Source organism: Kitasatospora sp. NBC_01266, from assembly GCF_036242395.1.
GTDB lineage: Bacteria > Actinomycetota > Actinomycetes > Streptomycetales > Streptomycetaceae > Kitasatospora.
In genome coordinates this window covers 3,779,723-3,793,002 of sequence record NZ_CP108458.1, presented here as the reverse complement: position 1 = coordinate 3,793,002, position 13,280 = coordinate 3,779,723, and the positions used below count along the sequence as shown (strand labels likewise).

The window sequence follows — 13,280 nt, the reverse complement described above, 5'->3', positions numbered from 1 at the left end:
CGCCCGCGCGGTGGCGGGCGGCGGCCGACCGCGGCCGGCGCCACGTGCTCAACTCAGCGGGGCGGCGACTCTGGCGGCCCCTTTCAGCGGTACCAGGCCGACTCCGGACATGGCGTGCTGGTACATCGTCAGCGCCTCGGCCGGGTGGCCGTAGAGCTGCCAGACGTCGCCCGCCTGGCGCCAGACCAGGGCGGTGTTGCGGTTCACCGGGATCTGGCCGAGCTGACGCTCCACGGCACGCAGGGTCTGTGCGCCGCCCGTGCTGTCGCCGCGCTCGAACTGGGCCTGGGCCAGCACCACCCGGGTGGCGGCGGACTCCCAGCGGGCCTCGTTGCGCAGCAGGCCGAGCGCCCGGCTGGCGCGCTCCATGGCGGCCTCGGGATCGCCCTGACGCAGGGCCAGCCGGGCGCGGGAGGTCTCCACGTTCGACTGCTCGGCTGCGGTGCCCACCTCCAGCATCGCCTCCTGCGCCTCCTCCAGCAGGCCCTCGGCCCGCTCCAGGTCGCTGCCGTCGAGCTCGAGCATGTAAGCGGCGCAGTTGGACTTGAGCAGGCCGATGTGCCGGACGTTGTCGGTCTCGGCCATCAGCACCAGGGCGCGCTCGGCAAGTGCCAGTGACTCCTTCAAGTCGCCCTTCGAGGCGGCCACCAGTGCGGCGTTCCAGTAGACCGAACCACGAGCGACCCGCGAGCCCTTCTCCTCGGCGATCTGGGTCAGCCGGTTGCTCAGCAGCTGGGCCTGGGTCAGGTCGCCCCGGTGGTAGTAGCAGCCCATCAGGGTGGAGCCGAGCTGGATGTGGTCGTCGGTGACGTCCAGGCCGAGTCGGTCGAGCTGCTTCATGGCACGCTCGCCGACCTCGATGGACATCACCTGGTCGCCGGAGTCCCGATAGGCGCGGCAGAGAGCCACCGCCAGCTGGGCCCACTCGGCGGAGCCGGGGATCGTCTCGGGATCGTCGTAGAGCACGTTGAACAGCTGGATGGCGGCCTCCAGCCGGCCCAGCTTCTCGAAGGCCAGTGCCTGGCCGAGCCGGGCCCGGCGGACCATCGCCTCGCCGAGCAGCGGGGCGTTCGCCAGCGCCTCGCTGTAGGACTGCAGCGCCTCTCCGTTGGCGCCGTTGCGCAGCGCCATGTCGCCGAACGCCACTTTGAGTTCGAGCTCCTTGACCCGGACGTCGTCCCGTCCGGTGCGCAGGTAGTCGACGGTGCATCCGACCCGCTCGGCGAGTGCCTTGAGGACGGCCTCCGAGGGGACGCGCTTGCCGGTCTCGATCAGGGACACGTAGCTGACCGAGATGTCGGCCGAGGCGAGGTCCTGCTGATTCAGGCCGCGCTTCTGACGCAGCTCGCGCAGCCGCTGGCCGATGCCATTCGTACCGCTCTGTGATTGGTCCATGGTTCTCCGGTCAACGGGGAGGTCAGCTGTTCGAGCCGTCCCTCGGGGATGCCCATTTGACTCCATTATTTACACCCCCAGGTGACAGTCGCCAAGGCTATCGGTCCTTCGGCAGGGTCGCTCGGTTGAACGCTCCGGGCCCAGCCTCGTCTTCCCCATGCCCCGGCGGACACTCTCCGTAGCGTCGGAACGGCTGAAAAGTTAGTGATTGACAGTCCGAGTCAACTCAGATTGACTCTGCATGTCAACGAACTGGCTCAGCGAAAGGTAAGTCGCCATGCGCAAGATCCTTCCGCTCCTCGCCGCCGGGTTGCTCGCAGCCTGCGGATTCCTGCTCCCCCCGGTCCACGCGAGCGCCGACACCGGGACCGGCACCCAGCCGCCGACGGTTCCGGTCGCGACCGCGAGCCCTGCCGGCAACACCAACGGTTGCTGCTGACCGGCCCCGCCCCGCGCCCGACACCAGAAGGGAACCAACATGCGGGTCGACCTGCTCACCAGGGAATATCCGCCGGAGGTCTACGGCGGCGCCGGTGTGCACGCGGCCGAACTCACCAGGGCGCTGCGACGACTGGCCAAGGTCAACGTCCGCTGCCTGGGCGCCCCGCGCAGCGAGCCGGACACGCTGGCATACCCGCTGCCCGGTGACCTCGACGACGCCAACCCGGCACTGCGCTTCCTCGGTGCCGACCTGCGGATCGCCGCCGACTGCGCCGGGGCCGACCTGGTGCACAGCCACACCTGGTACGCCAACGCCGCGGGGCATCTGGCCCGGCTGCTGCACGGCATCCCGCACGTGATGACGCTGCACAGCCTGGAGCCGATGCGCCCCTGGAAGGCCGAGCAGCTCGGCGGCGGATACGCGCTGTCCAGCTGGCTCGAACGCTCGGCCGCGCTCGCCGCCGACGCGCTGATCGCGGTCTCGGGGGCGATGCGCGAGGACGTCCTCGCCGCCTACCCGGAGCTCGAACCCGACCGGGTGCACGTGATCCACAACGGCATTGACACCGAGGTCTACCAACCCGACGCGCGCACCGACGCGCTGGTCAGGTTCGGCATCGACCCGCAGCGCCCGATCGTGCTCTTCGTCGGTCGGGTGACCCGGCAGAAGGGCCTGTCACAGCTGCTGCGCGCCGCCTTCGAGCTGCGCCCGGAAGCTCAGCTGGTGCTCTGCTGCGGTCAGCCCGACACCCCGGAGATCGCTGCCGAAGTGGCGGATCTGGTGACCGAGTTGAGCAGCCGGCGGGCGGGCGTGGTGCGGATCGACGGCATGCTCGACGGCCGCAGCCTGCGCCAGCTGCTCACCCACGCCCGGGTCTTCGTCTGCCCCTCGCTCTACGAGCCGATGGGCATCGTCAACCTGGAGGCGATGGCCTGCGGGACGGCGGTGGTGGCCACCGCCGTGGGCGGGATCCCCGAGGTGGTCGAGGACGGCCGCACCGGGCTGCTGGTCGACTACCTGGCCAAGTCCGACGGGACCGGCGAGCCGGCCGAGCCGGAGCAGCTGGCGCGGGGCCTGGCCACCGCGATCAACCGGCTGCTCGACGACGCCGAGCTGGCCGAGGCCTTCGGTGCCGCCGGACGGCGCCGGGCGGTGGAGCAGTTCTCCTGGACCGGCGTGGCCGAGCGCACGCTGCGGATCTACGAGAAGCTCACCGCCTGAGGCCGGCTGCCGACCGGTCAGGGCCGGCCGGCAGCCGGGGCCTCCCGGCGGCGGTCGGCCGGCCGGGCCGCCGCCACCACCGGGCGCGGGGCCAGCAGCGAGAGCGCGGGCCCGGCCACGGCGGTGGCCAGCAGGGCGACCAATAGCAGGGCCTCGAAGAGCCGGTGGCCGATCAGCCCGGCCTGGTAGCCGGTGGTCAGCACGACGATCTCGGTCAGTCCCCGGGTGTTCATCAGCACGCCCAGGCGCAGCGCGTCCCGGGGCGGGTAGCCGTAGCGGGCGCCGACCAGCGCGCAGGCGACGAACTTGGAGGCGGTGGCGACCACCAGCAGCACCGCCACCAGCAGCAGGAAGCCGCCGTCCAGCAGGCCGGCGCCCAGGTCGACCTGCTGACCGGTGCCGAGGAAGAAGCACGGCAGCAGGACGGCGGCGAGCTGGCCGACCGCCGGTCCTGGGCGCGGCGGCCGGGTTGACGAATCCTCGGAGTTGGATTTGACAGTTGTCGTATCGCTTGTCAGAGAACTGGCGGTCACCGGGCCGACGGTCAGTGAACTGATGGCCGAGGCGCCCGCCGGCCAGGCGAGGCCGAGCATCAGCCCGCCGAACAGCGGATGCAGCCCCAGCGCGGAGGAGACCGCGGCGGCCAGGCAGATCGCGCCGGTCACCGCGACCGGACCCGCCTCCCGCCCGGTGGCCCGGCGCGACGGCCGGCGGGCGCGGTAGCCGGCGAACAGCGCCGCCAGGCCCGCGCCGAGCAGGGCGGCCAGCAACTGCGGCCACCCCATCCGGCCGGCCAGGAAGAGGGCCAGGCCCAGCAGGCACCAGCAGCCCGCGTCCCCGGCCGAGGCGGCCAGCAGGCTCAGCCGTCCCACGGTGCTCTCCGCCAGACCCCGGTCCTGCAGGATCCGGGCCAGCACCGGGACCGCGGTCACCCCGAGCGAGCAGGCCAGGAAGAGCGCGAAGGCGCCCAGGTCGATGCCCGGACCGGCCAGCCGGTGGGCGTACAGCACCGGAGCCAGCGCCAGCCCGGCGGCGGCCGGCGCGAGCAGCGAGACCGCGGCCAGCGTCAGCGGCGCTCGCCGGCCTGCCCCGCCCGGGCCGGCCGCACCGGTGCCGGCGTACCGCTTCCGGTCGCCCAGGTGCCGCCCGATCTCGAAGGCGTACAGCGCCACCGCCAGCTGGGCCAGCCCGTTCAGCACCGACTGCACGTCACGGCCGAAGAGCTGCTGGTGCACCTGCGGCAGCAGCCGGCCCAGCACCGAGGGTCCGAGCGCCACGCCCACCGCGATCTCGGCCAGCACGGCCGGCTGCCCCAGCCGGGTGGCGAGCTTTCCGGCGCCGCGACTGAGCCCGAGCAGCACGGCGAGGCCCGCCAGCAGGCGGGTGGTGAGGTCGAGGGAGGTCATCGGCCGCCTCCGCGACAGCCACCCTGAGTGGTGGGTCCGGTGGCGCCCCGGGCCGGCGGCCGGAGGCTCTCTGACGGGGCAGTCATGGTGGACCTCCCAGGCTTCGCCGTTATCCGGCGCGGCGACCGTGGCGAGCTTTACTCTAAAATTGACAACGAGAAATATAACTTGTGACTCCCTGTTCATCGCCGGTGCGCGCCGATCGGTGCGTACTGTCCAAGGTCGCGGCCGGGTCCCGGCACCCGAATGCCCCGGGGACTTCCCGGGCTCCGGTCCCGCCGTTCGACCGCGCCTCGAGCGCCGCTCGACCCGGCGCGCCCGGCCGCCCACCGCCTCGACACCGCCTCGCCGCCGCCCCGGCACCGCCGTCCCCGACACCACCCGCCGACCGCCCCGACCCGGGCGTCCGCCCGGTGGACGGCAGCCCCGCCGCTGCCGGGCCGAGTGCGAGGATGGGCCGCAGTACTGTCGCGGTGATCAAGGAGCCACGCCATGACCAGCAGCGCCGTCCATCCCCAGCGGATCGCCTTCCTGGGCACCGGCAAGATCGGCGAAGCCCTGCTCTCCGGTCTGCTGCGGGCCGGCAAGCGCCCGTCCGAGGTCTGGGTCACCGCCCGCCGTCCCGAGCGGGCCGCCGAACTGGCCCGGAGGTACGGGGTCGCGGCCTGCTCCAACCGGGAGGCCGCCAAGCTGGCCGACACCCTGATCCTGGCGGTCAAGCCGCAGGACATGGGGACGCTGATGGAGGAGCTCGGCCCGCACGTCGGCAACGACCGGCTGGTCATCTCGGCCGCCGCCGGCATCCCGACCCGCTGGTTCGAGGCCCGGCTGCCGGCCGGCACCCCCGTGGTGCGGGTGATGCCCAACACGCCCGTCCTGGTGGACGAGGGGATGAGCGTCATCTCCGGCGGCTCGCACGCGGCCGAGGAGCACCTGCGGCGGGCCGAGGAGATCTTCCAGTCGGTCGGCAAGGCGCTGCGGCTGCCGGAGTCCCAGCAGGACGCCGCCACCGCGCTCTCCGGCTCGGGCCCGGCCTACTTCTACTACCTGGTCGAGGCGATGACCGACGCGGGCATCCTGCTCGGGCTGCCCCGGCAGGTGGCGCACGACCTGATCGTGCAGTCCGCGATCGGCGCCTCGGTGATGCTGCGCGACTCCGGCGAGCACCCGGTCAAGCTGCGCGAGGCGGTCACCTCACCGGCCGGCACCACCATCTCGGCCATCCGCGAGCTGGAGAACCACGGGGTGCGGGCCGCCCTGCTCAGCGCCCTGGAAGCGGCCCGCGACCGCTCGCGCGAGCTCGCCTCCGGCGGGAAGTGACGAGGGTGGGCTACGACCTGGTCATCTTCGACAACGACGGCGTGCTGGTCGACAGCGAGCCGATATCCAACCGGGTGCTCGCCGAGTACCTCACCGGCCTCGGCTTCCCGATCACCATCGAGGACTCCTACCGCGAGCTGATGGGCCGGGCCACCCACGCGGTGCACGAGCTGGTCGCCGAGCGGTTCGGCGCCGAACTGCCCGCCGAGTTCCCCAAGGCCTTCCACGAGCGGGTGTTCGCCGCCTTCGCGACCGAGCTGACCCCGGTGCCCGGCGCCGCCGAACTCCTGACCGAGCTGCGGCGGCGCGGCCTGCCGTACTGCCTGGCCTCCTCGGCCGCGCACGCCTGGATCCGCGCCGCGCTCGACCTCACCGGGCTGCGCGGCTTCCTCCCCGAGGAGCGGATCTTCAGCGCCCAGGACGTCGGGGTCGGCAAGCCCGCCCCCGACCTGTTCCAGCACGCCGCCCGTACCCTGGGGGTGGAGCCGGGGCGCTGCCTGGTGATCGAGGACAGTCCGATGGGCGTGCTGGCCGCGCGGGCGGCCGGGATGGACGTCCACGGCTACCCGGCGCTGACCCCGGCCGCGCGGCTCACCGAGGCCGGTGCCGACGGCCTGATCGGCAGCCTCGCCGAGGTGCTGGAGCTGCTGGACGCCTGATCGCCGCCGTCGCCCGATCGTTGCCGTCGGTCCCCTCCCCAAACCGGCGCCCACCCCCTACGCTCGCGCCAATATCGTCGTACCGGCCAGTAGCCGCTGGGCCGGTGGTGAGCGAGGTCCGGATGACGACGCAGGCCGCAGGCGCCGAGATTTCCCCTCGGCTGCGCCAGGCCCGTACCGCCCTGCTGGTCAGCTTCCTGCTGCAGGGCGTCACCTTCGCCCTGCTGGTCACCCGGATCCCGGGCATCCAGCGGCAGTACGGGCTGTCCGACGGCAGCCTGACGATCTTCCTGGCCGCCGTGCCGATCCTGGCCGGCGTCGGCTCGATCAGCTCCGAGCAGATCGTCAAGCGGACCACCCCGCGCAGCGTGCTGCGGATCGTCCAGCCGGCCGTCTGCCTGACCCTGGTCGGGGTCGGCCTGGGCCACTCGCTCTGGGCCCTGGCCCTGGCGCTGGCCGCCTTCGGACTGCTGGTCGGCGCGCTGGACGCCTCGATGAACATGCTCGGGGTGGGCCTGCAGCACCGCTACGGCCGCTCGATCATGCTCGGCTTCCACGCCGCCTTCAGCGCCGGCGGGATCATCGGCGCGCTGCTCGCCAGCGGCGGGGCGCACCTGTCGCTGATCGCCCTCTTCGGCTCCTGCGTCGCTGTGCTGGTCCCGGCGGCGCTGATCACCGGGCACTTCCTCGCCGGGCCGAGCGAGCTGGGCCACGCGGTCGAGGAGGCGGTGGCCGCCGCCGCCCGGTCGATCCCGTGGAAGCCGCTGCTGCCGCTCTGCGCCGCGATGGCCGTCGCCTACATCGCCGACTCCACGGTCTCCAACTGGAGCGCCAAGTACCTGACCGAGACGCTGCACAGCGGCGACCGGGTGGGCGCGCTCGGCTACGCCGGCTACATGGTCGCGCTGCTGATCGGGCGCACCGTCGGCGACCGCTGGGTGCAGCGCTTCGGCGCCGTCCTGGTGGTGGCCTGCGGCGCCGCGGTGGCCGCGCTCGGCTTCGGCATCGCGGCGCTGGCGCCCGCGCCGTGGGTCGCGATCGCCGGCTTCACGGTGCTCGGGATCGGGATCTGCGCGGTCATCCCGCAGGTCTTCGCGGCCGGCGGCCGGCTCTTCCCCGACGACTCGGACGCCGCGGTGGCCCGGCTCAACCTCTTCAACTACGTGGGTTTCCTGGTCGGTTCCCCGCTGGTCGGGGCGATCGCCGCGGTCAGCTCGTTCCGCTGGGCGCTGCTGGCCCCGATGCTGCTGGTGCTCGCGGTGGTCCCGCTGGCCGGGCACTTCGCACCGGCCGAACGGCAGCCACTAGCTTTGGACCATGCCAGCAGCCGAGTCTGACCAGCCCTGCCGCCTGAGCCTCTTCTGGGACGAGGGGGTCACCGCCTACAACTTCAGCCCGACCCACCCGATGGACCCGACCCGGCTGGCGCTCACCATGCGGCTGGTCGAGGCCTTCGGGCTGCCGGCGCTGCCCGGGGTGACGGTGGCCGCCGCCCCGCCGGCGGGGGAGTCGACCCTGCACCTGGTCCACCGGCTGGACTACATCGAGGCGGTCCGAAAGGCCGCGGGCAACCCCGACACCCTGGACGAGCGGCACGGCCTGGGCACCGAGGACAACCCGGTCTTCCCGGCCATCCACACCGCCTCCGCGCTGATCGCCGGCCAGTCGGTGGCCGCCGCCGAGGCGGTCTGGCACGGCCGGGCCCGGCACGCCGTCAACTTCGCCGGCGGGCTGCACCACGCGATGCCGGGCCGGGCCTCCGGCTTCTGCGTCTACAACGACGCCGCCCTCGCGATCGCCCGGTTGCTGGAGCTGGGTGCCGAGCGGGTCGTCTACGTGGACGTGGACGTGCACCACGGGGACGGCGTGCAGCAGGCCTTCTGGGACGATCCGCGGGTGCTCACCATCTCGCTGCACGAGCACCCCAGCACGCTCTTCCCGCAGACCGGCTGGGCGACCGAGACGGGCAGCGAGCAGCAGGCGCCGGGCTCGGCCGCCAACCTGCCGCTGCCGGCCGGCACCGGCGACGCGGGCTGGCTGCGCGCCTTCCACGCCGTGGTCCCCGAGCTGATCGCCGGCTTCCGGCCCGAGGTGATCGTCAGCCAGCACGGCGCGGACACCCACCTGGAGGACCCGCTGGCCCACCTCGCGGTCACCGTGGACGCCCAGCGCGCGGTCGCGGGCGCCCTGCACGAGCTGGCCCACCAGCACTGCCAGGGGCGCTGGGTGGCGCTCGGCGGGGGCGGCTACGCGGTGGTGGACGTGGTGCCGCGGACCTGGACCCACCTGGTGGCCACCGCCGCGGGCCACCCGATCGACCCGGCCACCGAGACCCCCGAGGCCTGGCGCGCCGAGGTCTACCGGCGAACCCGGCGCCCGGCCCCGTCGCGGATGACGGACGGCGCCGACGCGCACTTCCGCGACTTCGCCGAGACCGGCTACGACCCCGGCGACCGCCTCGACCAGGCGATCCTGGCCACTCGCCGCGCGGTCTTCCCACAGCACGGCCTGCTGCCCTGAGGTAGTCGTCGACCACTTCTGCCCGCTCCCTGGACGTGAGGACGACTGGGCCGGACAATTGACCGGCTACGTACTGCAACAGGGGGATCTCTGACCGTACAAGGACTCCGCATCCCCCTCTTCCCACACGTATCACCCGCAACTACTCTGGGGATACGCGTGTGTCGGTGGAGTCACCGGAGGGGAAGCCGGTGCCTTGCACACGGAAAAGGGTCGGGTGAGGTCATGAGTTCCGGCGAACGCCCTTTGCAAGAGGTCAACTTCCTGACCGTGGCGGAAGTCGCCTCGGTCATGAGGGTCTCCAAGATGACGGTCTACCGGCTGGTGCACAGCGGAGAGCTGCCCGCCATCCGGGTCGGCCGCTCCTTCCGGGTGCCCGAACAGGCGGTCCACGACTACCTCAAGGACTCCTATGTGGGCCGGCAGAGTGCCTGACCACCGGGGGCGATCGGTCCCGATTACGGGGCTGGCCGCGCAAACGGTAGGCTAGGCCCTCCGTCAGTCGTATGGACTCCGTCTCTCACGGGCGGGAGTCTCAGTGAGCGAGGGTTGTTCCGTGGGCTCTGTCATCAAGAAGCGTCGCAAGCGTATGGCCAAGAAGAAGCACCGCAAGCTTCTGAAGCGGACCCGCGTGCAGCGTCGCAACAAGAAGTAACACCTGCGGAGCGCGCTCCAGGTGCAACCGTTGCCCGTCCCGGCTTGCCGGGGCGGGCAACGTCCGTTTACCCGACCTGACGCGGTACCGTGCAGGCACCCGTGCGCAGCGGGCCGGCGGCAGGGAGGGCGGCGAGGACGTGGGCAAGGTCGTGCTGGTCACCGGTGTGGCCCGGCAACTCGGCGCCCGCTTCGTCGAGCGGATCCGCCGCGAGCCCGGAGTGGACCTGGTGGTCGGGGTGGACACCGAGCCGCCGCGCCGTCCGGTCGGTGTCGCCGGGCCGGTGGACCACCGCGGGTCGGCCGACGTCGTCTACGCCCACGCCGACCTGCGCCGCCCCGCGATCGCCCGGGTGCTGGCCGAGTACGCGGTGGACACCGTGGTGCACCTCAACGTCAGCGCCACCAATCCGGGCACCTCGGCGCGGGCCACGGTCAAGGAGATCAACGTCATCGGCAGCATGCAGCTGCTCGGTGCCTGCCAGCAGTCCGCGCTGATCCGCCGCCTGGTGGTGAAGTCGACCACCGGTGTCTACGGCGCGACCCCGCGCGACCCGGCCGTCTTCACCGAGCGGACCCAGCCCAAGACCCTGCCGACCGGCGGCTTCGCCAAGGACGCGGCCGAGGTCGAGGGCTATGTGCGCGGCTTCGCCCGGCGCCGCCCCGACGTCGCGGTCAGCGTGCTGCGGTTCGCCAACCTGGTCGGCCCGGGGGCCGACACCCCGCTCGCGGAGTACTTCGCGCTGCCGGTGCTGCCCACCGCGCTCGGCCACGACCCGCGCCTGCAGTTCGTGCACGAGGACGACGCCGTCGAGGTGCTGCGGCTGGCCGCGCTGGACCCGGACGCGGGGGAGCTGCGCCGCACCGGCACCTTCAACGTCGCGGGGGAGGGTGTGCTGCTGCTCTCGCAGTGCGCCCGGCGGCTGGGCCGCCCCACCGTGCCGGTGCTGCTGCCCGCGCTCGGCTGGGTGGCCGCGCTGGCCAAGCGCAGCCGGGTGTCGGACTTCTCCACCGAGCAGATCGGCCTGCTGGCGCACGGCCGGGTGGTGGACACCACCGCGCTGCGCGAGGTCTTCGGCTACCGCCCGAGGTTCAGCACCCCCGAGGCCTTCGCCGACTTCGCCGCCGGGCGGCGGGCCGGCCTGCTGCCCCCCGAGCGGCTGACCGCCGTCACCGACCGGCTGACCGCGCTGCTGCGCACCCCCGCGGCGATCCGCCCGGACGACCCGCCCACCCCGGACGACAGGAGCTGAGGCCCGATGAGCGCCGCCCACCAGGAGCTGCCCGGCGAGGCCAAGGTGATCCCGATCGAGTCCGCGCCGAGCTGGTCGCCCGCGCCCGACCCGGCGGCCGACCTCGCCGCCGTCGCCGCCCGGCTGGCCGACGGCCTCGGCGATCTGCTGGCCGACCGGCTCGGCCCGGCGGCCGAGTCGGTGCTGGGCAAGGGCTGGGAGAGCCGGGCGGCGAACGGCCTGGCCTTCCTGCGGCGCCGGATCACCGGTGACTACGAGGTGGACGAGTTCGGCTTCGACCGCGAACTGACCGAGGAGGTCTTCCTCTCCGCGCTGCGCCCGCTGGCCGAGAAGTACTTCCGGGTCGAGGTCCGCGGCATCGAGCACATCCCGGCCCAGGGCGGCGCGCTGGTGGTGGCCAACCACTCCGGGGTGGTCCCGCTGGACGCGCTGATGACCCAGGTCGCCATCCACGACCACCACCCGGCCCGGCGGCACCTGCGGATGCTCGCCGCCGACCTGGTCTTCGTGCTGCCGCTGGTCGGCGAACTGGCCCGCAAGGCCGGGCACACGCTGGCCTGCAACGAGGACGCCCAGGCGCTGCTGGAGCGCGGCGAGGTGGTGGGCGTCTGGCCGGAGGGCTTCAAGGGGATCGGCAAGCCGTTCGCCGACCGCTACAAGCTGCAGCGGTTCGGCCGGGGCGGCTTCGTCGCCTCCGCACTGCGGGCCGGCGTGCCGATCGTGCCGTGCTCGATCGTCGGCGCCGAGGAGACCTACCCGATGCTGGGCAACATGAAGAGCCTGGCCCGGCTGCTGGGGCTGCCCTACCTGCCGATCACCCCGACCTTCCCGTGGCTCGGCCCGCTGGGGGCGCTGCCGCTGCCGACCAAGTGGACGATCCAGTTCGGCGAGCCGATCCGGACGGACGGCTATCCGCCGGAGGCGGCCGAGGACCCGATGCTGGTCTTCAACCTCACCGACGAGGTGCGGGAGACCATCCAGCACACCCTGTACCGGCTGCTGGTGGACCGCCGCAGCGTCTTCTTCTGATCGGGCCGAAGAACGGCGTTGGGGGCGGGGCGCGTTGCGCTCCGCCCCCAACGTTTCGGGCCGTTGGGCCGTCAGTTCCCGTCCAGGCCGAGCCCCGGGAGCAGCCCGGGGATCAGCGGGGGCAGGTTGAGGCCCTGCTCCCCGGCCGGGGTGCCGCCCTGGCCGGGCGTGCCCACGGCGGTGCCCGCGGCGGGCGTGGTGCCCGGGAGCGGGGCGAGGCCGGGGCTCCCCGGGGTCGCCGGTGCGGCGGGGGTGGCCCCGGTGCCGGTCAGCGGACCGGTCAGACCGTTGACCAGACCGCTCACCGGGTTGCCGCCACCGAGCGGCCCGGCCGGCGTGGCACCGGACTTGGCGCCGCTGCCCGGTGCCGCCGCGCCGCCCGCCGAGGGCTGGCCGCTGCTCGCCCGGCCGCCGCCGCTGGGCGCCTGACCGGCCGACGCACCGCCGTCGCCGCTCGGGGCACCGGCCGCGGGCAGGCTCGCGCCCGACCGGCTGCCGCTCGCCGGGGAGCCCGAGGCGGCGGGTGCCGCCCCACTGCCCTGACCCGGGTCCAGGTGCAGCGGCGCGACCTCCTGGTTCAGGTCGCCGAAGAGCTGGTCCACCTGGCCGGCCACCGGCGTCAACTGCGCCGGGAGCTTGGGCTGCAGGGTGCTCCAGTGGCCGTCCTGCGCCTCGGTGAAGTCGGCCAGCCTGCGCATCGGCGCGAGCGAGCCGTTCGCCTGGTAGACCGCGCGCAGCAGATCGCTGCCCTTGGCCGCCTCCGCGTGCATGTCGCGCAGCGCGGTGTTGAGCCGCTCCACCGTGCTCGGACTGAGCCCGCCCGGACCGCCGCCCCGGCCGACCAGCGAACGGGCCTCGGCCAGCCGGGTGGAGGCCTGGTCGAGCAGCAGCGCGCCGCGCTCGGCGTCCGATCCCGCCAGGTCCAGCCGCAGACCCTCCAGACCGCGCTTCATGCCGTACAGCGGGTCCCCGGGCAGCGCGCCCGAACTGGCGGCGGCCACCCCGGCGAAGCTGCCGACGGTGACCCCGGCGACCAGGCCGGTGATCGCGAACCGCCGTCCCCAGCGCCGCCGCTGGCCGATCCGCTCGGCCCGGTGGCGCCGCTGGTGCGGCACAGCGGGCAGGCCGCCGGCGGCCTGCTGCTCGAACGCGGCCAGCAGTCTGGCTCGTTGGACGGTCCTGACCTCGGCGTCCATGGCGGGCGCGGCGGTGGCGGTCAACGCCTCCGCTGTGTCGAGGAGTTGCCCCAGGACCGCTCTGTTCGCCGGTTGTCCCGTCCGGTGGGCCTCCAGCGCCTCGGCGAAGGCCTTCGCCCGCCGGTGCTCCAGCACGTTTGCCGTCACGGGCCACACCTCCCTTCGTCGTTGTCGACTCCCCGGCC

General features: G+C 73.4%; 13 protein-coding genes. 10 read left to right on the top strand and 3 right to left on the bottom strand.

What is annotated here, in order from left to right; translation table 11 throughout:
* Window positions 1-48: 48 nt before the first annotated feature.
* Window positions 49-1,395, bottom strand: coding sequence for a helix-turn-helix domain-containing protein (locus OG403_RS16400; protein WP_329565022.1), 1,347 nt, complete (start codon window positions 1,393-1,395; stop codon window positions 49-51).
* A 277-nt stretch (window positions 1,396-1,672) separates the two neighbouring features.
* Here OG403_RS16400 and OG403_RS16395 point away from each other — a divergent pair, with 277 nt between their 5' ends.
* Both OG403_RS16395 and glgA read left to right on the top strand, forming a co-directional pair.
* Window positions 1,673-1,834, top strand: coding sequence for a hypothetical protein (locus OG403_RS16395; RefSeq protein ID WP_329565020.1), 162 nt, complete (start codon window positions 1,673-1,675; stop codon window positions 1,832-1,834).
* A gap of 39 nt (window positions 1,835-1,873) precedes the next feature.
* Window positions 1,874-3,058: a glycogen synthase gene (glgA, locus tag OG403_RS16390; protein WP_329565018.1), complete on the top strand. Its 1,185-nt coding sequence runs from the start codon at window positions 1,874-1,876 to the stop codon at window positions 3,056-3,058.
* A gap of 17 nt (window positions 3,059-3,075) precedes the next feature.
* Here glgA and OG403_RS16385 read toward each other — a convergent pair whose 3' ends face one another.
* Window positions 3,076-4,464 carry a cation:proton antiporter gene (locus tag OG403_RS16385; RefSeq protein WP_329565016.1) on the bottom strand — a complete coding sequence of 463 codons (1,389 nt, stop codon included), beginning with the start codon at window positions 4,462-4,464 and terminating at the stop codon, window positions 3,076-3,078.
* Window positions 4,465-4,956: 492 nt separating this feature from the next.
* Here OG403_RS16385 and proC point away from each other — a divergent pair, with 492 nt between their 5' ends.
* The 8 genes from proC (at window position 4,957) to OG403_RS16345 (ending at window position 11,899) form a co-directional block, all read left to right on the top strand.
* On the top strand, window positions 4,957-5,784 hold the full coding sequence (gene proC, locus OG403_RS16380) for a pyrroline-5-carboxylate reductase (RefSeq protein WP_329565014.1): 828 nt from the start codon (window positions 4,957-4,959) through the stop codon (window positions 5,782-5,784).
* A 5-nt stretch (window positions 5,785-5,789) separates the two neighbouring features.
* Window positions 5,790-6,443 carry an HAD family hydrolase gene (locus tag OG403_RS16375; protein WP_329565012.1) on the top strand — a complete coding sequence of 218 codons (654 nt, stop codon included), beginning with the start codon at window positions 5,790-5,792 and terminating at the stop codon, window positions 6,441-6,443.
* A 122-nt stretch (window positions 6,444-6,565) separates the two neighbouring features.
* Window positions 6,566-7,780, top strand: a complete 1,215-nt coding sequence (locus tag OG403_RS16370) for an MFS transporter (RefSeq protein ID WP_329565010.1) — start codon at window positions 6,566-6,568, stop codon at window positions 7,778-7,780.
* A complete protein-coding gene (locus OG403_RS16365) occupies window positions 7,761-8,963 on the top strand; it encodes an acetoin utilization protein AcuC (protein ID WP_329565008.1) in 1,203 nt (400 codons plus the stop codon). The genes OG403_RS16370 and OG403_RS16365 overlap by 20 nt, the downstream gene beginning before the upstream one ends.
* A 225-nt stretch (window positions 8,964-9,188) precedes the next feature.
* Complete coding sequence (locus OG403_RS16360) at window positions 9,189-9,398, top strand: helix-turn-helix domain-containing protein (protein WP_035847941.1); 210 nt, start codon at window positions 9,189-9,191, stop codon at window positions 9,396-9,398.
* A 103-nt stretch (window positions 9,399-9,501) separates the two neighbouring features.
* Window positions 9,502-9,618, top strand: a complete 117-nt coding sequence (locus OG403_RS16355) for a 30S ribosomal protein bS22 (RefSeq protein WP_425311139.1) — start codon at window positions 9,502-9,504, stop codon at window positions 9,616-9,618.
* A gap of 139 nt (window positions 9,619-9,757) precedes the next feature.
* Window positions 9,758-10,870, top strand: a complete 1,113-nt coding sequence (locus tag OG403_RS16350) for an NAD-dependent epimerase/dehydratase family protein (protein WP_329565002.1) — start codon at window positions 9,758-9,760, stop codon at window positions 10,868-10,870.
* Window positions 10,871-10,876: 6 nt separating this feature from the next.
* Window positions 10,877-11,899, top strand: coding sequence for a lysophospholipid acyltransferase family protein (locus OG403_RS16345; RefSeq protein WP_329565000.1), 1,023 nt, complete (start codon window positions 10,877-10,879; stop codon window positions 11,897-11,899).
* A 71-nt stretch (window positions 11,900-11,970) separates the two neighbouring features.
* Here OG403_RS16345 and OG403_RS16340 read toward each other — a convergent pair whose 3' ends face one another.
* Window positions 11,971-13,242: a DUF5667 domain-containing protein gene (locus OG403_RS16340; RefSeq protein WP_329564998.1), complete on the bottom strand. Its 1,272-nt coding sequence runs from the start codon at window positions 13,240-13,242 to the stop codon at window positions 11,971-11,973.
* Between the last annotated feature and the right edge of the window lie 38 nt (window positions 13,243-13,280).

Bases quoted from the DNA above. Each gene is read 5' to 3' on its own strand.
- glgA (WP_329565018.1), top strand. From the start codon at position 1,874: ATGCGGGTCGACCTGCTCACCAGGGAATATCCGCCGGAGGTCTACGGC.
- proC (WP_329565014.1), top strand. From the start codon at position 4,957: ATGACCAGCAGCGCCGTCCATCCCCAGCGGATCGCCTTCCTGGGCACC.
- OG403_RS16360 (WP_035847941.1), top strand. From the start codon at position 9,189: ATGAGTTCCGGCGAACGCCCTTTGCAAGAGGTCAACTTCCTGACCGTG.
- OG403_RS16345 (WP_329565000.1), top strand. From the start codon at position 10,877: ATGAGCGCCGCCCACCAGGAGCTGCCCGGCGAGGCCAAGGTGATCCCG.
- OG403_RS16365 (WP_329565008.1), top strand. From the start codon at position 7,761: ATGCCAGCAGCCGAGTCTGACCAGCCCTGCCGCCTGAGCCTCTTCTGG.
- OG403_RS16395 (WP_329565020.1), top strand. From the start codon at position 1,673: ATGCGCAAGATCCTTCCGCTCCTCGCCGCCGGGTTGCTCGCAGCCTGC.
- OG403_RS16385 (WP_329565016.1), bottom strand. From the start codon at position 4,464: ATGACCTCCCTCGACCTCACCACCCGCCTGCTGGCGGGCCTCGCCGTG.
- OG403_RS16370 (WP_329565010.1), top strand. From the start codon at position 6,566: ATGACGACGCAGGCCGCAGGCGCCGAGATTTCCCCTCGGCTGCGCCAG.
- OG403_RS16400 (WP_329565022.1), bottom strand. From the start codon at position 1,395: ATGGACCAATCACAGAGCGGTACGAATGGCATCGGCCAGCGGCTGCGC.